The following is an 18,930-nucleotide window of genomic DNA, read 5'->3' on the forward strand; positions in this document are numbered from 1 at the left end:
ATATATCCTGTCGCAGATTCCATCAACGATGAAGTTGAGAACATTTGATGATGGTATCTTAAACATTAATACTATTTCTGATATTAATCATAAAATAAAGGAAAAGAAAAAGTTAAGATATCTTCTTACTCGTCTTTGTTATAAAAACACAATGAGTATTAGAAAGATTATTGAGAACAGCTCATTGCACTTTACTATTCTTGATAAAAATAGGACGCTTAATGTTAAGACGGATATCGTTAAGCTTAATATATTAGAATGCAATGAAATTATAATAGATAACGACAAATCCGCTGATGTTGAAATAGTCAATGTCTTTGTCGGTTCGAAATTTAAAGATATACTGGCTAATAAGGGGGAGCAACAATTAGATGCTCTTATCCATAAAATTCGCCAACTCCATCAGAGTTTTGATAACATTTTATATTTACGGCACCCACGAGAGATGTCGAGTGAAGTGTTCTCAATGAATGAAGTTAATGTGGAGTCAATTTCTGAAGATTATATCTATGATCTTGTAAGAAAAGGGGTTGTTGTAAATGTGATTGGTTTCGCGAGTACGTGCCAGTTAAATACAATGAATCTACCAAATGTTAGAATTATCTTACTAAAAACTAATCTTATCAGAAATGATATTCTTGATTCTTTCTCACTGTTTAACAAGAAAGAAGTCGTGTCAATTTACGATCTTGATGCGTAATAAAATGCCCTAAAAGGGCATTTTATTATTTTAATGAGTTAATTAGCTCTAAAACTTTATCCGCCTGTAAGTTATTCAGGCTTGCCAAATCAGCGTTGCACGCGACCTGATTCTTCCCATATCCCCCAATCAATCCAGGGTCGGTCGGGCCATACAGCGTGATATTGGGGCGATCCAGAGCCGCGGTTAAGTGGCTCAATCCGGTATCCACTGAAACGACAAATTCCGCACCTGCCAGCACGTGCGCCACCTTCCCGAGGCTCAGACGCGGCAGAACTTCCACGTAATCAAACCCTTCAGCCAGGCGCTTCGCGCGGGCTTCTTCATGCGGCGCACCCCATGGTAATTTGATGCGTAGACCGCGCTCGCCCAGCAGGCGAATCAGCTCACGCCAGTTTTCTTCCGGCCAATGCTTATCATCGCGCGTCGTGGCATGCAGGAAGACGCAGTAGGGGGCTTCTGCAGGCGTAAGCGACCCCAGAAAATGTTGCGCTATGGCGTAGTCGCCCTGCGTTTCAGGTTTGGTGTAGCCGAGGCTCTTCGCAAACAGCTCGCGGGTGCGCTCTACGGCATGCTGCTGTTTGGCAATATGATGGCGGCGGTTATAGAACAGGCTGGCCAGCGGCTCGCGGGCGCTACTCCAGTCCATGCCATGCTTGATGCCGTGTGCCAGTCGGGTGACCAGCGCGGCGCTTTTTACCAGCCCCTGAGCATCGATGATCGCATCATATTTTACCGCCTGAATGGCATCGCGAAAGGCTTTGCGTTCGGCTTTGATGGGGGCGGAGAACCACGCTTTACGCCAGCGGCGGATGGCCACCGGAATCACGCGGTCTACCGCTACATGCCATGAAGGAATTTGCGCGAAACCCTCTTCCACGACCCAGTCAAAGCGAATATCGGGGATGGCACGCATCGCGTCGGTTAATGCCGGCAGCGTGTGCAGGACGTCGCCCATTGAAGAGGTTTTGACGATCAACACTCGCATGCGTCAGGCTTCCTCGCTCGACAGTAGCGCGTTGAGCTCTTCCTGGACGCGCGCTGGGGTGATATCGATCAGGCTCTGATGATAGCCCTGCGCAGAGTCGCCTTTGCGGACCTTGTGGTAACCGGTAATTAGCCTAATCACGCGCGCTTTGTTTGACAGCGGCGGCGTGAAGTCCGGGCTGCTTGGCCCGTAGAGTGCAACCAGCGGGCGGTTTAGCGCGGCAGCCACGTGCATCAGGCCGGAATCGTTGGTGACGATCGCCTTACAAGCGGCAATCAGCACCACTGCCTGCTCCAGCTTGGTCTCGCCAGCCAGGTTACGGCACCAGCCTTTTTGCTCGTCGCTGAGTGCGGCGATAATTTCATTACCTGCCTCGTTGTCCTTTGCGGAACCGAAAAGAACAATTTGGTTACCCTGGTCGATCAGCTGCTTCGCGAGTGCGGCGTAGTGGTAGTGTGGCCAACGTTTTGCCGGACCAAACTCCGCACCGGGGCAAAAGCCGATCATTGGGCGGTCGCTGGAGAGCGAAAACGCGTTACAGGCCAGCGATTTCTCGCCTTCGTTCACCTGCAACTGCGGCCACAGCAGCGGCTGCGGCAGATCTTTCGCGCAGCGCATCACGCCTTTGTCGTAGGCCAGCGCCACGTAGCGCTCGACCATAAGCGGCCAGGCCTCTTTATCCAGCACTCGCGCATCGTTCAGCAGGCCGTAGCGCATCTCGCCGCGCCAGCCGGTGCGCAGTGGGATACCGGCAAAGAAGGGCACCAACGCAGATTTAAAGGAATTAGGCAGGACATAAGCGCGATCATAGCGCCGCTCGCGCAGGCTATGGCCGAGCTTGCGCCGTTCGCCAATTTCCAGCGCGCCATGCCCTAAAGGCATGGCGATCGCTTCATTAACTTCCGGCATCCGCGATAACAGCGGACGGCACCACGCGGGTGCCATCACGTCGATTATCGCCTGGGGATAGCGCGCCTTGAGCGTGCGATAGAGACTTTGCGACATCATCATGTCGCCCACCCATGACGGGCCGATCACCAGTATTTTCATGCTGACTTCTTACGCGTCGCGGTTCAACCAGGCCATGTATTCCGTTACGCCTTCGGCGACGGTCTTGAACGGCTTATCGTAGCCAGCAGCGCGCAGGTTGGTCAGATCGGCCTGCGTGAACGCCTGGTAGCGGCCTTTCAGTTTGTCCGGGAACGGAATGTATTCAATGCTGCCTTTTTTGTGGAACGCCAGGGTGGCGTCAGCCACGGCCTGGAAGGATTCCGCGCGGCCGGTACCGAGGTTGAAGATGCCGGATTTACCGTTTTCCCAGAACCACAGGTTTACCGCCGCCACGTCGCCGACGTAAACGAAGTCACGTTTGAAGCCATCGCTGCCTTCGAACAGTTTCGGGCTTTCACCGTTGTTCAACTGGGTGTTCAGGTGGAACGCGACGCTCGCCATGCTGCCTTTGTGGCCTTCACGCGGCCCGTAGACGTTAAAGTAGCGGAAGCCCACGATCGGTGAATTCGCTTCCGGCATGATGCGGCGTACGTACTCGTCGAACAGGAATTTAGAGTAACCGTACACGTTCAGCGGTTTTTCAAATTCGCGGGACTCGATAAAGTCGCTGGTGCGGCCGCCGTAGGTGGCTGCGGAAGAGGCGTACAGGAACGGAATTTCACGCTCGAGGCAGTAGTGCAGCAGCTCTTTGGAGTACTGATAGTTGTTATCCATCACGTACTTACCGTCCCACTCGGTGGTGGAAGAGCAAGCGCCTTCGTGGAATACGGCTTCGATGTCGCCGAATTCTTCACCGGCCATAATCTGGATCAGAAAATCTTCTTTATCCATGTAGTCGGTGATATCCAGGTCCACCAGGTTTACGAACTTGGTGCCGTCTTTCAGGTTGTCCACTACCAGGATGTCGGTAATGCCTTTGTCATTCAGCGCTTTCACGATGTTGCTGCCAATGAAGCCAGCGCCGCCGGTAACGATAATCATAACTGTAACCTTTGATATTGGTGGGCCAGGGCGTATCCCGGGCACGAATGCTTCTAATCATACCATCACATTAGCCCGCCTTCAGCCTTTCACCGTTCGGCTGGATGTGGGACGCGTGATTTATGCTGCAAATAATTCATTCAGACATGCATCATCTCGTATCAGCGTATAGCTTTGGGTAATATGTGCCAAATTTTACCGAATCTGGAGAGTTGCAATGCGTGGTGATTTTTACAAACAGTTAACTCAGGACCTCGATACCGCCCGTGCGGAAGGGTTGTTTAAAGAAGAACGTATTATCACCTCCGCTCAGCAAGCGGATATCACCGTGGGCGACGGCAGCCACGTCATTAACTTCTGCGCCAACAACTACCTTGGCCTGGCCAACCACCCTGAGCTGATCAATGCCGCCAAAGCCGGTATGGACAGCCATGGTTTCGGTATGGCCTCGGTACGTTTCATTTGCGGCACCCAGGACAGCCACAAAGCGCTGGAGCAGAAGCTGGCAAGCTTCCTCGGTATGGAAGACGCCATTCTGTATTCCTCCTGCTTTGATGCCAACGGCGGCCTGTTTGAAACGCTGCTGGGCGCAGAAGACGCCATTATCTCCGACGCCCTGAACCACGCCTCGATCATCGACGGCGTGCGCCTGTGTAAAGCGAAGCGTTTCCGCTATGCCAACAACGATATGGTTGAGCTGGAAGAGCGCCTGAAGGAAGCGCGTGCAGCCGGTGCACGCCACGTGCTGATTGCCACCGACGGCGTGTTCTCGATGGACGGTGTGATTGCCAACCTGAAAGGCGTCTGCGACCTGGCGGACAAATACGATGCGCTGGTGATGGTCGATGATTCCCACGCGGTTGGCTTCGTCGGTGAAAATGGCCGTGGTTCGCATGAATACTGTGATGTGATGGGCCGTGTCGACATCATCACCGGCACGCTGGGCAAAGCGCTTGGCGGCGCGTCCGGCGGCTATACCGCAGCGCGTAAGGAAGTGGTGGAGTGGCTGCGCCAGCGTTCGCGTCCGTATCTGTTCTCCAACTCGCTGGCGCCGGCTATCGTTGCCGCATCGATTAAAGTGCTGGAGATGGTGGAGAATGGCGCTGAGCTGCGCGACCAGCTGTGGGCCAATGCCCGTCTGTTCCGCGAAAAAATGACCGCCGCTGGCTTTACGCTTGCGGGCGCGGACCACGCGATTATCCCGGTAATGCTGGGCGATGCGGTGGTGGCGCAGAATTTCGCGCGTGAGCTGCAAAAAGAAGGAATTTACGTCACCGGATTCTTCTTCCCGGTGGTACCAAAAGGCCAGGCGCGTATCCGCACCCAGATGTCAGCGGCGCATACGACGGCACAAATTGAACGTGCGGTGGAAGCCTTTACCCGCATCGGTAAACAACTGGGCGTGATTGCCTGAGGGTGTCAGATGAAAGCGTTATCTAAACTGAAAGCGGAAGAAGGGATCTGGATGACCGACGTTCCGGAACCGGAACTCGGCCACAATGACCTGCTGATTAAAATTCGCAAAACCGCGATTTGTGGCACCGACGTGCATATCTACAACTGGGATGAATGGTCGCAGAAGACGATCCCGGTACCGATGGTTGTGGGTCATGAATACGTGGGCGAAGTGGTCGGTATCGGCCAGGAAGTGCGCGGCTTTAAAATCGGCGACCGCGTCTCCGGTGAAGGCCATATCACCTGTGGTCACTGCCGTAACTGCCGCGCCGGACGTACGCACCTGTGCCGCAACACCATTGGCGTTGGCGTTAACCGTCCGGGCTGTTTTGCGGAATATCTGGTGATCCCGGCGTTTAACGCGTTCAAAATTCCGGACAATATCTCCGACGACCTGGCCTCAATTTTTGACCCGTTCGGCAACGCGGTGCACACCGCGCTCTCTTTCGACCTGGTGGGTGAAGATGTGCTGGTCTCCGGCGCGGGCCCGATTGGCGTGATGGCGGCCGCGGTTGCCAAACACGTTGGTGCGCGTAACGTGGTGATTACTGACGTGAACGAATACCGCCTGGAGCTGGCGCGCAAAATGGGCGTGACCCGCGCGGTCAACGTCGCCAAAGAGAATCTCAACGACGTGATGGCAGAGCTGGGCATGACTGAAGGGTTTGATGTCGGTCTGGAAATGTCCGGCGCGCCGCCAGCGTTCCGCTCCATGCTGGACACCATGAACCACGGCGGACGCATTGCGATGCTGGGTATTCCACCGTCCGATATGTCCATCGACTGGACCAAAGTTATCTTTAAGGGGCTGTTTATTAAAGGTATCTATGGCCGTGAAATGTTCGAAACCTGGTACAAGATGGCGGCGCTTATCCAGTCTGGCCTCGACCTGTCGCCGATCATCACCCACCGCTTCGGCATTGATGACTTCCAGAAAGGCTTTGACGCGATGCGTTCCGGTCAGTCCGGTAAAGTTGTGCTGAGCTGGGATTAATCATAAAAGGCCAGGATCGCTCTCCTGGCCTTTTATTTTCGGCTTCATCTCTAGTACGCTAGCGCCAGTTTCACTTCATAGTAAAGAGCGAGTATGACCAGCCAGACAATCGATGTTAGCGTTATTATTCCGGTATATAACGGTGAAAAGAGTATCCAGCAGATCGTTGAAGACGTTCTGGCTGAACAAAGGGTATCGCTGGAGCTTATCGTTATTGACGATGGTTCAACGGATAATACGCTGAATATTCTTTCGTCGATTTCTGACAGCCGGCTGAAAATCATTTCTCAACCTAACAGCGGCGTCTACGTTGCGCGAAACGCAGGACTGGCAGCCCACCAGGGCAAATGGCTGATTTTACTTGATGCCGATGATGATATTCATCCGGATATGATTTATTCACGGCTGCAACTGGCCGAGAAAAATAATTGCGATGTGCTAATTTCCAACGGTATGTTCACTTCGGCACGTGGCCATCAGCATGGGCATGCTGTTCACTCCCGACAGATTTATAACCAAACGCAGAGTGGTTTTGCATGGATTAACCATGCGGTGAAAGTGCGGGAATGGCCGCATTATATCTGGCTGCAAATTATCCGTTCAGAGTACATCAAAAAAAATAATATCGATTTTCATATTGGCAGCAGCCATAAAGATATTCTGTGGACGACGGAACTGGCGCTGGCCAATGGTGTGTTTTATCTCTCAGAGACGCCGGATTACTACTACGTCAAGAATACTGAGTCGATCACTAATCACACTCGCTACTACGATCCACGAGCCTATAGCTACATTGATATTATCAGCAAACTGATCGCCTACGCGAAACGTCCGGAATATGCAGCCGTTCGCCGTTCGCTGCTGATTCACGCGTTAAAAGAAAGCGGGCATTTTCTGGGGCTCTATCGCCGTAAGATAAAAGACAAAACGGCCGTACGACAAAAATTCAACGAGCAGATCGCACTCTCCGACCTGGCGAAAGGGCTTACCGACATACACAGCGTATGGTTCCTCATTCGCCTGTGGTCAAAGATGCGCGGTTAATTAAGCCCCACTGCTGCTCCACCCCTGCCATTGCAGCTGCATATACTGCACCAGCGTGCTGTGGGTGATGCTTTCGCTCAATACGTTGAAGAAGCGGCTGGCGTAGACCGGCTCCAGTGGTTTCTTCGGCTTGCAAAGCTTCACGCCATGGAACGGGTTGCGTGGCTGTGACGGTTGAACGGACGGCGGCAAACCGCGATTCGGCGTCGAGGTGTCAACCTGCGGTTCGTTGAGCAGGCTGCTCGGGCGCACCAGGGTGATATCTGACGGCAGGTTATAGACCATTTGCTGCAATACGCGCACGGTCGTTGGATGCGGGTGACCAATAGCGATCGCCGAACCGTTGCGGCGCGCGAGGTCGACTGCCCGGTTAAACTGGCGACGAATATCCGCTTCGTTCTGGGTGTCGTCGAGGAACACTCTGCGCTTAATCACCTTCACCCCGGTACCGTTAGCAGCGCGCATGGCCTGGCTATTGCCGATGGTCATGCTGTCGAGGAAGTAAAGATTGTAGCGGCTGAGCGCCTGCATCACTTTTTGCATGCCAAACAGGCTGGAGGTCATCGCGCTGCCCATATGGTTGTTCAGGCCTACGGCATACGGCACTTTATCGACCGCTTCGCGAATAATCCGTTCGATCTCATCGCTGCTCATGTCCGGGCGCAGGGTGTCTTTTTCCAGCGGCTGCTTGCTGAGCGGCGCCATCGGCAGGTGAATCAACACTTCATGCCCGGCGTTATGGGCCTTAGTGGCCATTTCACGCGCATGAGGGGCGTTAGGGAGTACCGCAACGGAAATGGTGGACGGCATCGCCAGCACCTGATTTTCCTGCTGCGGACGATAACCAAAGTCATCGATAACGATAGAGAGCTTACCGGCATAGCTCGGCGCGGCGAATGCCAGCGCACCAAGAAGTACGACTCGACGAAATTGAAGCAAAACTTATCTTCCCAACCACGGCAGTGGATTGACCGCCTGACCCTGGCGGCGAATTTCGAAATAGAGCGACGGTCGACCCTGTCCGCCGCTGTTGCCCACCAGGGCGATCGGCTGCCCGGCGCGGACCTGTGTGCCAACGCTGACCAGCGCGCTCTGGTTATACCCGTAGAGGCTCATATCGCCTTTACCGTGCTCGACCACCACAACAAGGCCATAGCCCTGTAGCCAGTCGGCAAGGATGACGCGCCCATCGGCAATGGCTTTGACTTCGGTGCCTTCCGATGCGCTGATGACCATCCCCTTCCAACGTAGCTCACCTTGTAGCTGTTCGCCATAGCGATGCAGCGTCGTGCCGCGAACCGGCCAGTAAGCCTGACCGCGAGGGGCGCCCAGACCGCCGGTTCGTGCCATGAGTGAGCGTTCACTTTCGGAAGGTTTGTAGGTGGTGCCTTTGCGGGTGGCCTCTTGCTGACGGTTACGCACCGCCTCGGCCTCTTTGGCTTCGCGCTCGGCGCGAGCTTTTGCTGCCGCTTCGGCACGCGCAATGCTATTGCGCAGGCGGGATTCGTTCGCCCGTAGCTCGCCAAGCTGTTGCTGGCCCTGCTGAATGGAGGATTCCAGCCCGGAAATCGTTTTCTGGCGCTCGTTACGCGCCGCTTCCAGTTTGGCCTGCTGGGCCTTCTGCTCGTACAACAGCGTTTGCTGTTCGCTCTGTTTCTCTTCCAGCTCGGTTTTTTGCGCCGCCACGTCTTCGCGGGTTTGCTTGAGCTCGGCGATGGTTTCCTGCCGCGCCTGGTTCAGGTAGCCGAAATAGGCCTGTAGACGCTGCCCACGCTGGCTCTCTTCACCGCTGAGAATCAGCTGAATACCGGTATGTTCGCCCTGACGGAACGCGGCATCAAGCTGTGCGGCGAGGTTGCGCTCCTGCATCGCGCGCTGTTTTTCCAGCTTAGCAATGTTGGCGTTCATCTCGGCGATTTGCGCATTGAGCTGTGCCAGCGAGTTTTGCGTTTCACGTAGCTGACGCGCGGCGGCGGCGATGGCCTGTTCCTGCGCTTTAAGCTGGGCGAGAAGGGTGGCGCGTTGTTGCTGTTGTTGGCGTACCGCGCGCTCTTTGGCGGCGATATCGGCCTGAATAGACTGGAGCTGTGAGCGGTCGTCCGCGTGGGCGGGCGTGGCGCACAGCAATACGCCAGCGCTGAGCACGCTGGCGTAAAACGTAGACCGAAGCGTCGCTTCGGCCCATTTAATGGAATAGATCGCCTTTCCCCTCATGGGGAAGGATTATTCCACGATGAACAGCGGCTTACCAGTCATCTGTTGCGGGATTTCCATCCCCATCAGCGCCAGCATGGTCGGCGCGATGTCGGAGAGCTTGCCGCCTTCCACCGCTTTGACGGTTTTGTCACCAACATAAATCAGCGGAACCGGCAGGCTGGTGTGGGCAGTGTGCGCCTGGCCGGTAGCCGGATCACGCATCTGCTCGGCGTTGCCGTGGTCAGCGGTAACCAGCAGTTGGCCGCCCACTTTCTCGACCGCATGAGTGACTTCATCCAGGCAGTGATCCAGCGCTTCAACGGCCTTCACTGCGGCTTCCATGACGCCGGTATGGCCAACCATATCGCCGTTCGGGTAGTTACAGATGATGGTGTCGTACTTGCCGCTTTCGATGGCCGCAACCAGCTTCTCGGTCAGCTCGGCAGAGCTCATTTCCGGCTGCAGGTCGTAGGTGGCCACTTTCGGGGAGTTGATCAGGATGCGATCTTCGCCTTTGAACGGCTCTTCAACGCCGCCGTTGAAGAAGAAAGTCACGTGCGCGTATTTCTCGGTTTCGGAGATGCGCAGCTGGGTTTTGTCATGCTTCGCCATCCACTCGCCAAAGGTATTTTCCAGAGACGCTGGTGGGTAGGCGCACGGTGCTTTGATGTCTGCCGCATATTCAGTCAGCATGATGAAATCGCCCAGCTTCACTTCTTTGTGGCGCTTGAAGCCGTCGAAGTCAGCGTTAACGAAAGCGCGGGTGATTTCACGCGCTCGGTCAGCACGGAAGTTCATGAAGACCAGCGCATCGCCATCTTCCATTGCGGCATCGGCCTGGCCGGCTGCACGGATGACGGTTGCTTTCACGAATTCGTCGTTTTCGTCGCGAGCGTAAGCGGCTTCCAGCGCGGCAACCGCGGTGTCAGCCTGGAATTCGCCCTTGGCTTCAACCAGCAGGTTGTAAGCTTGTTCAACGCGATCCCAACGGTTGTCACGGTCCATCGCGTAGTAACGACCGATGATGGAGGCGACGCGGCCTTTGCCCAGTGCGGCAAATTTCTCTTCAAACTTCTGCAGGGAGCCGTTAGCGCTGCGTGGCGGGGTATCACGACCGTCGAGGAAGGCGTGCAGATAGATTTTTTCTGCGCCACGTTCAGCGGCCAGCTCTACCATCGCCATAATGTGGTCTTCATGGCTGTGTACGCCACCGGCGGACAGCAGGCCCATGATGTGTACCGCTTTACCGGCGGCAACCGCTTTGTCTACCGCGCCGCACAGCACCGGGTTAGCGAAGAACTGGCGATCTTTGATTTCAACGTCAAGACGGGTCAGATCCTGATACACGATACGGCCTGCGCCCAGGTTCACGTGACCGACTTCAGAGTTACCCATCTGACCGTCTGGCAGACCCACTTCCAGGCCGGAAGCGTGGATCAGGGTATGCGGACGTTTGGCCCACAGCGCGTCCATTACTGGCGTTTTTGCGCTGTAAATAGCGTTATCCTGATGCTCTTCGCGGTAGCCGTAGCCATCCAGAATCACCAGTACCATAGGTTTTTTAGAAACCGACATTGCGACAACCTCATGCTCTAAAGACAGAAAATTTGCGTAATTTTACTACAGCTGAATCGATAAAATAACAATGAGAGATCAAAGAAAGCGGGGAGATGCACGAGGAAAAACGCACATTTTCCCCCTTTTTTCCGTAGCACTCCGCAGAAAACGCATTACATCGCGCGCGCTGGCTGTATTTGCGCCACGCCGCAGGTATACTCCTTCCCTGGTTTTTAAACATTACACGTCGGGAGCTGTTACCCCCCATGCAAGAAATTATGCAATTTGTAGGTCGTCACCCTGTCCTGAGCATCGCGTGGATCGCGCTGCTGGCGGCCGTGCTGTTCACCACTTTTAAAGGGCTGATGTCTAAAGTTAAGGTCATCAACCGCGGCGAAGCGACGCGCCTGATCAACAAAGAAGACGCGATTGTCGTTGACCTGCGCCAGCGTGATGATTTCCGTAAAGGCCACATTGCCGGTTCCCTGAACCTGCTGCCGAACGAAATCAAAGCCAACAACGTCGGCGAGCTGGAAAAACACAAAGACAAACCGGTGATCGTGACCGACGGCACGGGTATGCAGGCAACCGAGTCCGCTACCGCACTGCTGAAAGCCGGTTTTGAAAAAGTATTCGTACTGAAAGAAGGTATTGCTGGCTGGAGCGGTGAAAACCTGCCTCTGGTTCGCGGCAAATAATTCCCTGCTCGTTCATCGGGTGAAGTCAGGAGAGCTGTCATGGCGAAGATTGAAATCTATACCAAAGCAACATGCCCTTATTGCCACCGTGCAAAAGCGCTGCTGTCTGAAAAAGGCGTCACCTTTGAGGAACTGCCTATCGACGGTAACGCTGAAAAGCGCGAAGAGATGATTCAGCGCAGCGGCCGCACGACGGTTCCGCAGATTTTTATTGATGCACAGCACATTGGCGGCTGCGACGACTTGTATGCGCTTGATGCGCGTGGTGGACTTGATCCCCTGCTGCGCTAATGCTTCGCGTTCGCGCCTGCAGAAGCAGGCGTGAGGCGTACCGCTTTTTTTAAGGACAACACGAAAGGGTTTTTTACACATGTCAGAACAAAACAACGCAGAAATGGCTTTCCAGATTCAGCGCATCTACACCAAAGACGTTTCCTTTGAAGCGCCGAATGCACCGCATGTTTTCCAGAAAGATTGGCAACCAGAGGTTAAACTTGATCTGGATACCGCTTCCAACCAGCTGGCTGAAGGCGTGTATGAAGTGGTGCTGCGTGTCACCGTAACGGCGACTCTGGGCGAAGAAACCGCATTCCTGTGTGAAACTCAGCAGGCGGGTATCTTCTCCATCGAAGGTATCGAAGGGACTCAAATGGCTCATTGCCTGGGTGCATACTGCCCGAACATCCTGTTCCCGTATGCGCGTGAATGCATCACCAGCCTGGTTTCCCGTGGGACTTTCCCACAGCTGAACCTTGCGCCGGTTAACTTTGATGCGCTGTTCATGAACTATCTGCAGCAGCAGGCTGGCGAAGGTGCAGAACAACATCAGGATGCCTGATGAACGCACTTAATGCTTCAATGACTGTGATCGGTGCCGGCTCTTACGGCACCGCTCTTGCCATCACCGTGGCAAGAAACGGCCACCAGGTCGTACTCTGGGGCCACGATCCCAAACATGTCGCGACGCTACAGCACGATCGCTGCAACGCGGCATTTCTTCCCGACGTTCCGTTTCCCGAGACGCTCCACCTGGAAAGCGACTTAGCGACCGCTCTGGCCGCCAGCCGCGATATTCTGGTGGTGGTGCCAAGCCACGTATTCGGCGACGTACTGCGTCAGATGAAACCGCTGCTGCGTCCTGATGCGCGCCTTTTATGGGCGACGAAAGGCCTGGAAGCGGAAACCGGTCGTCTGTTGCAGGATGTGGCGCGTGAAGCGCTGGGTGACGAGATCCCGCTGGCGGTGATTTCTGGCCCAACCTTTGCCAAAGAGCTGGCGGCGGGTTTGCCGACGGCGATTTCGCTGGCGGCGACGGACCCGGTCTTTGCCGACGATTTGCAGCAGTTGTTGCACTGCGGCAAAAGCTTCCGCGTCTACAGCAACCCGGACTTCATCGGCGTCCAGCTGGGCGGAGCGGTGAAAAACGTGATTGCGATTGGCGCGGGCATCTCCGACGGCATTGGCTTTGGCGCCAACGCGCGTACGGCGCTGATCACTCGTGGCCTGACCGAAATGTCGCGCCTGGGCGTGGCGCTGGGCGCAGACCCGGTGACCTTTATGGGCATGGCGGGGCTCGGCGATTTAGTGCTGACCTGTACCGACAACCAGTCGCGAAACCGTCGTTTCGGCATGGCGCTGGGCAAAGGGGCGCAGGTTCAGGAAGCGCAGGACAGTATTGGCCAGGTGGTCGAAGGTTACCGTAATACCAAAGAAGTCCGCGAGTTGGCGCACCGTGTAGGTGTCGAAATGCCAATAACCGAGGAAATTTATCAGGTATTATATTGCGGAAAAAACGCGCGCGAGGCAGCATTGACGTTATTAGGTCGTGCACGCAAGGACGAGCGCAGCAGCCACTAACCCCAGGGAACCTTTGTTACCGCTATGACCCGGCCCGCGCAGAACGGGCCGGTCATTATCTCATCGTGTGGAGTAAGCAATGTCGTGTGAAGAACTGGAAATTGTCTGGAACAATATTAAAGCGGAAGCCAGGGCTCTGGCGGACTGTGAGCCTATGCTCGCCAGTTTTTATCATGCGACCTTACTCAAACACGAAAACCTCGGCAGTGCCTTAAGCTACATGCTTGCCAACAAGCTGGCTTCTCCGATTATGCCTGCTATCGCGATTCGCGAAGTGGTGGAAGAGGCCTACGCCGCCGACCCGGAGATGATCGCCTCCGCCGCCTGCGATATTCAGGCCGTGCGCACGCGTGACCCGGCGGTCGACAAATATTCTACCCCGCTGCTGTATCTGAAGGGTTTCCACGCTCTGCAGGCTTATCGCATTGGTCACTGGCTGTGGGGCCAGGGGCGTCGCGCATTGGCGATTTTCCTGCAAAATCAGGTCTCCGTATCTTTCCAGGTGGATATTCACCCGGCGGCCAAAATTGGCCGCGGCATCATGCTCGACCACGCGACCGGCATAGTGGTCGGGGAAACGGCGGTGATTGAAAACGACGTCTCGATCCTCCAGTCCGTCACCCTTGGCGGTACCGGGAAAACCAGCGGCGACCGTCACCCGAAAATCCGCGAAGGCGTCATGATTGGGGCCGGGGCGAAGATCCTCGGCAATATTGAAGTGGGTCGCGGCGCGAAAATCGGCGCGGGCTCAGTGGTCTTGCAGCCGGTTCCACCACACACCACCGCCGCAGGCGTACCGGCGCGTATCGTCGGCAAACCGGAGTCGGATAAACCGGCGATGGATATGGACCAGCACTTCAACGGCATTAATCACGGGTTTGAGTACGGCGACGGGATTTAAGGCCTTGCCCGGTGGCGCAGCGCTTACCGGGCCTACCAAACCGTAGCCGTCATCCGGCCAATATCAGCTACGCAATACGGCGCCCGGATACCCCAGCTGGCGCCATGCCTCATACACCACCACCGACACCGCGTTCGACAGGTTCATGCTGCGGCTGTCCGGCATCATCGGAATCCGAATTTTTTGCTCAGGCGGCAGCGCGTCCAGAATGGTCGCGGGCAGCCCACGGGTTTCCGGGCCAAACATCAGATAGTCGCCGTCCTGATAGCTCACCGCGCTGTGGGCGGGCGTACCTTTGGTGGTCAGGGCAAACAGGCGCTGCGGGTTTTCGCTCTCAACAAAGGCGGCATAATTGGCATGGCGCGTGACGGCGGTGAACTCGTGGTAGTCCAGCCCGGCGCGGCGCAGGCGTTTATCATCCCAGGCAAAGCCCATCGGTTCGATGATATGCAGACGGAAGCCGGTGTTGGCGCACAGACGGATGATGTTCCCGGTATTGGGCGGGATTTCAGGTTCGAATAAAACGATGTTAAGCATACTGCCCCCTTGGATTGCGGGGCAGGATAGCAGAATTTGCGGAAACCCTCACCCCGGCCCTCTCCCTGAATGGGAGAGGGAGCAGAGCAGATCTGCGGGTGAGCAAACGAAACTGAGCAGTCCCCTCGCCCCTCTGGGGAGAGGGCCAGGGTGAGGGGAACAAACGGCACAAAACTACGCCGCATTCCCCTGCTTAATGGCATTAAACACCTGCGCCACTTCCGCACTCTGCACCAGCGAATCGCGGCTAATCTCTTTAATCGATTTCGCCCCGGTCAGCGTCATCGCCACCTTCATCTCTTTCTCAACCAGATTCAGCAAGTTAGCTACCCCCGCCTGCCCGTGTGTTGCCAGCGCGTAGAGGTACGCGCGGCCCAACAGCACGCTGTCCGCGCCCAGTGCAATCATGCGCACCACGTCGAGACCGTTACGGATGCCGCTATCAGCCAGAATCGTGATATCCCCTTTTACCGCATCGGCAATCGCCGGCAGCGCGCGGGCGGAGGAGAGCACACCGTCGAGTTGGCGGCCGCCGTGGTTAGAAACCACGATACCATCCGCGCCGAAGCGCACCGCGTCGCGGGCATCTTCCGGGTCGAGGATCCCTTTGATCACCATCGGGCCGTCCCAGAATTCGCGGATCCACTCGAGGTCTTTCCACGAGATAGACGGATCGAAGTTATTCGCCAGCCAGCCGATGTAATCTTCCAGCCCGGTGGGTTTGCCGAGATAGGTCGAGATATTGCCCAGGTCGTGCGGACGCCCGTTGAGGCCAACGTCCCAGGACCATTGCGGATGAGTCACCGCCTGCCAGTAGCGGCGCAGGGCGGCGTTGGGGCCGCTCATGCCGGAGTGGGCATCGCGGTAGCGCGCCCCGGGGGTTGGCATATCGACGGTAAAGACCAGCGTTGAACAGCCTGCCGCTTTGGCGCGTTCCAGTGCGTTGCGCATAAAGCCGCGATCGCGCAGTACGTACAGCTGGAACCACATCGGGCGCTTGATGGTCGGGGCCACCTCTTCAATCGGGCAGACCGACACGGTGGAGAGGGTAAACGGGATGCCTTTGGCATCCGCTGCGGCGGCGGCCTGCACTTCGCCGCGACGGGCGTACATGCCGCACAGACCAACCGGCGCCAGCGCGACCGGCATAGAAAGCTGCTCTTTAAACAGCGTGGTTTCCAGGCTCAGGTCGGACATATTTTTCAGCACACGCTGGCGCAGCGCGACGTCGGAGAGATCTTCCACATTGCGGCGCAGGGTGTGTTCCGCATACGCGCCACCGTCAATATAGTGGAACAGGAACGGCGGCAGAATGCGCTGGGCGGCAGCGCGATAGTCACTCGCAGCGGAAATAATCATGCTTTTTTCTCCCTGGAAATATCAGTGTGGTCGTCGGGCAGGCGGGTGATCCGCGCCTGACGAGCCAGGTCTTCATCAAAACGTTTAATGGTGGTGTGGACGAAACCGAGGTGCGCCATCATCGCCTGACGCGCGCCTTCGGCATCACCTGCGGTAATGGCATTGAGAATGGCCAGATGCTGCTCGGTCAGCTTCGCAAACACCGGCGGCACCAGATACATACGTTCGCGGCTTTGGATCACCGACGATTGCAACAGGTCAAAAAAACCGCGCATGGTTTGTAGCAGCACCACGTTGTGGGATGCCTCGGCAATGGCGAGATGGAAGCGAACGTCGGCCTGAGAGGCGAGGTCCGGGTCGTCGCTTTGGGTGGCTTCAAAGCAAAGGCGGATTTTTTCTTTATCGGCATCGGTCGCGCGCATCGCGGCATACCAGGCGGTGCTGGCTTCAATGGCGTGGCGCGCTTCGAGGATATCAAAGCTGTAGTCCGGATCGTCGGCCAGCAGCGTTTTCAGCGGCTGCACAATATTTTGCTCAGACCAGCCTTCATGCTGCCAGCGCACGAAGGTGCCGCCGCCGCGACGGCTGAGCAGCAATCCTTCGCTCACCAGCTTCGCCAGCGCTTCGCGCAGCGAGTTGCGCGAGACGCCAAGCTGGGCTGCCAGCTTTCTTTCGGCGGGCAAACGCATGCCCGCCTCCAGCTGTTGTTCTTCAATCAGTGCCCGCACGCGGCAGGCGACATCGTCTGACAGACGTTTGGGCAGTGTTATCACGGAATCATCCAGGTTAAGACGTAAGCCTGCAGCGTGGTGATTACGCCCACCATGCAGGTGAAAATCAGGCTGTGTTTCACGGTAAAGCGGAACAGGTCGGACTCTTTACCTACCAGGCCAACCGCCGCGCAGGCAATGGCGATGGACTGCGGCGAAATCATCTTGCCGGTGACGCCGCCGGTGGTGTTAGCCGCAACCAGCAGCACGTCCGACACGCCAATTTGTTGCGCGGCGGTAGCCTGAAGCGCGGCGAACAGCGCGTTGGAAGAGGTGTCAGAACCGGTCAGGAACACGCCGAGCCAACCGAGGAACGGTGAGAAGAAGGTGAACGCGTGGCCGGTATGCGCCAGCGCCAGTGCCAGTGTTGATGACAGACCTGAATAGTTCGAGATAAAGGCGAACGCCAGCACCATGCCGATAGAGTAAATCGGTAACGCCAGTTCTTTCAGCGTGGAGCCGAAGGTATTGATGGCATCTTTCGGTTTCATGCGCAGCCAGACGATAGAGAGCAGGGCGGCAAACAGAATCGCGGTGCCGGTTGCCGACAACCAGTCGAACTTATAGACCGCCGCGTAGGCCGTGGCCTGACTCACTACCGGTGGCATACGGGCAACCAGCTTGTCGAGATACGGAACCGAAACGTTAATCACCAGATCGTACAGCGCGCCGCCTGGAGCGAACAGCGCTTTAAACGGCGGGATGCTCCACAGCGTCACAGTGGCGGTCAGGAACAGGAACGGCGACCAGGCGCGAACGATCTGCCCGGCGGTGTAGCCGGTGCGCGCCAGGTTCATATCGACCTGGGAGGCGCCCATATCGGCAAAGCGGAAAATACGTACCGGCTGCCAGCGCTTGAGGAACAGCGTCAGACACACCAGAGAAACCAGCGAAGAGATGATGTCCGGCAGTTCCGGCCCCAGGAAGTTAGAGCTGAGGTACTGGGCGATAGCAAACGAACCACCTGCTACCATCACCGCGGGCCAGGTCTCCTTGATACCGCGCCAGCCGTCCATAATCGCCATGATCCAGAACAGCACGATGATGGTCAGGAAGGGCAGCTGACGGCCTACCATCTGGCCGATTTCAAAGCTGTCCAGCCCGGTCACCTGCCCGGCGACCAGAATCGGGATTCCCATCGCGCCAAACGCCACCGGTGCGGTATTGACGATCAGACACAGACCCGCTGCATACAGAGGGTTAAAGCCCAGACCAACCAGCAGCGCGGCGGTAATCGCCACCGGCGCGCCGAAACCCGCCGCCCCTTCGAGGAAGGCGCCGAAGGAGAAGCCGACGATCAGCATCTGCAAACGTTGGTCCGGCGTAATGGAAAGAATCGACGAACGAATAATGTCGAATTGCCCGGTCTTCACCGAAATTTTGTAGACAAAAACGGCGGCGATAATAATCCAGGCGATGGGCCACAGACCGTAGAAGAAGCCGTACACCACCGACGCCAGCGCGCGGTCGACCGGCATTTTGTAGAACAGCAACGCGACGGCAAGGGCGATGAATACCGTCCAACTGGCTGCGACGTAGCCCTTCAACTTGAGCTTAATCAGCGCGAAGAAGAAGAACAGGATAGGGAGTGAGGCAATCAGGCTTGAAAGCCAGATATTCCCGGCCGGATCGTAGTTTTGTTGCCAGAGGCTCATGCAGGTCTCCAGGGGGCCACACGTACCGGTCGGCGGTGAGTCTGTGCTCATCTCTGCGTCACAGTTTGTGTAAAATTGGCCCTGCCAATAGGGTAGTGTAGGGATAATGACAATGAATGGTTAATCAAATGTTGCTATGTGGCAATGTGTTTGTGACGCCAAATAGTGGAATTGTGAATTACCAGAGATTTGGTTGTGAAATTGGTTGGGCCAATTTGGGAGGGAGA

At 56.1% G+C, this 18,930-nt stretch carries 19 protein-coding genes; 9 read left to right on the forward strand and 10 right to left on the reverse strand.

From position 1 onward, the window contains the following. On the forward strand, positions 1 to 700 hold a 700-nt coding region (locus ACW14G_RS04555; protein ID WP_455648493.1), incomplete at its 5' end, for a glycosyltransferase family 52. A gap of 25 nt (positions 701 to 725) precedes the next feature. Here the strand turns inward: ACW14G_RS04555 and rfaC are convergent. Genes rfaC through rfaD form a run of 3 tightly spaced genes read right to left on the reverse strand, consistent with a single transcriptional unit; the run spans position 726 to position 3,680 of the window. Further along, the gene (gene rfaC / locus ACW14G_RS04560) at positions 726 to 1,688 is read right to left on the reverse strand and encodes a lipopolysaccharide heptosyltransferase RfaC (RefSeq protein WP_249022598.1); all 963 of its coding nucleotides are present in this window, start codon (positions 1,686 to 1,688) and stop codon (positions 726 to 728) included. Between the two features lie 3 nt (positions 1,689 to 1,691). Next, positions 1,692 to 2,738, reverse strand: a complete 1,047-nt coding sequence (gene rfaF / locus ACW14G_RS04565; protein ID WP_249022599.1) for an ADP-heptose--LPS heptosyltransferase RfaF — start codon at positions 2,736 to 2,738, stop codon at positions 1,692 to 1,694. Between the two features lie 9 nt (positions 2,739 to 2,747). Next, the gene (gene rfaD, locus ACW14G_RS04570; RefSeq protein ID WP_064541014.1) at positions 2,748 to 3,680 is read right to left on the reverse strand and encodes an ADP-glyceromanno-heptose 6-epimerase; all 933 of its coding nucleotides are present in this window, start codon (positions 3,678 to 3,680) and stop codon (positions 2,748 to 2,750) included. Between the two features lie 217 nt (positions 3,681 to 3,897). Between rfaD and kbl the strand changes: the two genes are divergently transcribed. The 3 genes from kbl to ACW14G_RS04585 all read left to right on the forward strand — a co-directional run bounded on the left by kbl (position 3,898) and on the right by ACW14G_RS04585 (position 7,173). Further along, a complete protein-coding gene (gene kbl / locus ACW14G_RS04575) occupies positions 3,898 to 5,094 on the forward strand; it encodes a glycine C-acetyltransferase (RefSeq protein WP_163448428.1) in 1,197 nt (398 codons plus the stop codon). 9 nt (positions 5,095 to 5,103) lie between these two features. After that, positions 5,104 to 6,129, forward strand: coding sequence for an L-threonine 3-dehydrogenase (gene tdh / locus ACW14G_RS04580; protein ID WP_163448426.1), 1,026 nt, complete (start codon positions 5,104 to 5,106; stop codon positions 6,127 to 6,129). A gap of 93 nt (positions 6,130 to 6,222) precedes the next feature. After that, positions 6,223 to 7,173: a glycosyltransferase gene (locus tag ACW14G_RS04585; RefSeq protein WP_167574816.1), complete on the forward strand. Its 951-nt coding sequence runs from the start codon at positions 6,223 to 6,225 to the stop codon at positions 7,171 to 7,173. Here ACW14G_RS04585 and ACW14G_RS04590 read toward each other — a convergent pair whose 3' ends face one another. Genes ACW14G_RS04590 through gpmM form a run of 3 tightly spaced genes read right to left on the reverse strand, consistent with a single transcriptional unit; the run spans position 7,174 to position 10,944 of the window. After that, positions 7,174 to 8,112 (reverse strand): divergent polysaccharide deacetylase family protein, encoded by a 939-nt coding sequence (locus tag ACW14G_RS04590; protein ID WP_249022600.1) that lies wholly within the window; start codon positions 8,110 to 8,112, stop codon positions 7,174 to 7,176. A gap of 3 nt (positions 8,113 to 8,115) precedes the next feature. Continuing rightward, a complete protein-coding gene (gene envC, locus ACW14G_RS04595) occupies positions 8,116 to 9,387 on the reverse strand; it encodes a murein hydrolase activator EnvC (protein WP_163448422.1) in 1,272 nt (423 codons plus the stop codon). 9 nt (positions 9,388 to 9,396) lie between these two features. Beyond that, the gene (gpmM, locus tag ACW14G_RS04600; protein WP_167574817.1) at positions 9,397 to 10,944 is read right to left on the reverse strand and encodes a 2,3-bisphosphoglycerate-independent phosphoglycerate mutase; all 1,548 of its coding nucleotides are present in this window, start codon (positions 10,942 to 10,944) and stop codon (positions 9,397 to 9,399) included. A gap of 248 nt (positions 10,945 to 11,192) precedes the next feature. Between gpmM and ACW14G_RS04605 the strand changes: the two genes are divergently transcribed. The 5 genes from ACW14G_RS04605 (at position 11,193) to cysE (ending at position 14,382) form a co-directional block, all read left to right on the forward strand. Then, positions 11,193 to 11,624, forward strand: a complete 432-nt coding sequence (locus ACW14G_RS04605) for a rhodanese-like domain-containing protein (RefSeq protein ID WP_163448418.1) — start codon at positions 11,193 to 11,195, stop codon at positions 11,622 to 11,624. A gap of 39 nt (positions 11,625 to 11,663) precedes the next feature. Further along, the gene (gene grxC / locus ACW14G_RS04610) at positions 11,664 to 11,915 is read left to right on the forward strand and encodes a glutaredoxin 3 (protein ID WP_163448417.1); all 252 of its coding nucleotides are present in this window, start codon (positions 11,664 to 11,666) and stop codon (positions 11,913 to 11,915) included. Positions 11,916 to 11,994: 79 nt separating this feature from the next. Continuing rightward, positions 11,995 to 12,462: a protein-export chaperone SecB gene (gene secB, locus ACW14G_RS04615; RefSeq protein WP_064541041.1), complete on the forward strand. Its 468-nt coding sequence runs from the start codon at positions 11,995 to 11,997 to the stop codon at positions 12,460 to 12,462. Next, entirely contained in the window at positions 12,462 to 13,481 is a 1,020-nt protein-coding gene (gene gpsA / locus ACW14G_RS04620; protein ID WP_455648494.1) for an NAD(P)H-dependent glycerol-3-phosphate dehydrogenase, read from the forward strand. The genes secB and gpsA overlap by 1 nt, the downstream gene beginning before the upstream one ends. Positions 13,482 to 13,560: 79 nt before the next feature. After that, positions 13,561 to 14,382 carry a serine O-acetyltransferase gene (gene cysE, locus ACW14G_RS04625; protein ID WP_035894708.1) on the forward strand — a complete coding sequence of 274 codons (822 nt, stop codon included), beginning with the start codon at positions 13,561 to 13,563 and terminating at the stop codon, positions 14,380 to 14,382. A 63-nt stretch (positions 14,383 to 14,445) separates the two neighbouring features. Here cysE and trmL read toward each other — a convergent pair whose 3' ends face one another. The 4 genes from trmL to lldP all read right to left on the reverse strand — a co-directional run bounded on the left by trmL (position 14,446) and on the right by lldP (position 18,703). After that, positions 14,446 to 14,919 carry a tRNA (uridine(34)/cytosine(34)/5-carboxymethylaminomethyluridine(34)-2'-O)-methyltransferase TrmL gene (gene trmL, locus ACW14G_RS04630; protein WP_064541047.1) on the reverse strand — a complete coding sequence of 158 codons (474 nt, stop codon included), beginning with the start codon at positions 14,917 to 14,919 and terminating at the stop codon, positions 14,446 to 14,448. A gap of 174 nt (positions 14,920 to 15,093) precedes the next feature. Beyond that, positions 15,094 to 16,278, reverse strand: a complete 1,185-nt coding sequence (gene lldD, locus ACW14G_RS04635; protein WP_167574819.1) for an FMN-dependent L-lactate dehydrogenase LldD — start codon at positions 16,276 to 16,278, stop codon at positions 15,094 to 15,096. Then, complete coding sequence (gene lldR, locus ACW14G_RS04640; RefSeq protein ID WP_064541052.1) at positions 16,275 to 17,051, reverse strand: transcriptional regulator LldR; 777 nt, start codon at positions 17,049 to 17,051, stop codon at positions 16,275 to 16,277. Before lldR ends, lldD begins: the two co-directional genes overlap by 4 nt. Next, the gene (lldP, locus tag ACW14G_RS04645) at positions 17,048 to 18,703 is read right to left on the reverse strand and encodes an L-lactate permease (protein WP_163448408.1); all 1,656 of its coding nucleotides are present in this window, start codon (positions 18,701 to 18,703) and stop codon (positions 17,048 to 17,050) included. The genes lldR and lldP overlap by 4 nt, the downstream gene beginning before the upstream one ends. Positions 18,704 to 18,930: the final 227 nt, after the last annotated feature.

It is taken from the genome of Kluyvera sp., from assembly GCF_965301105.1.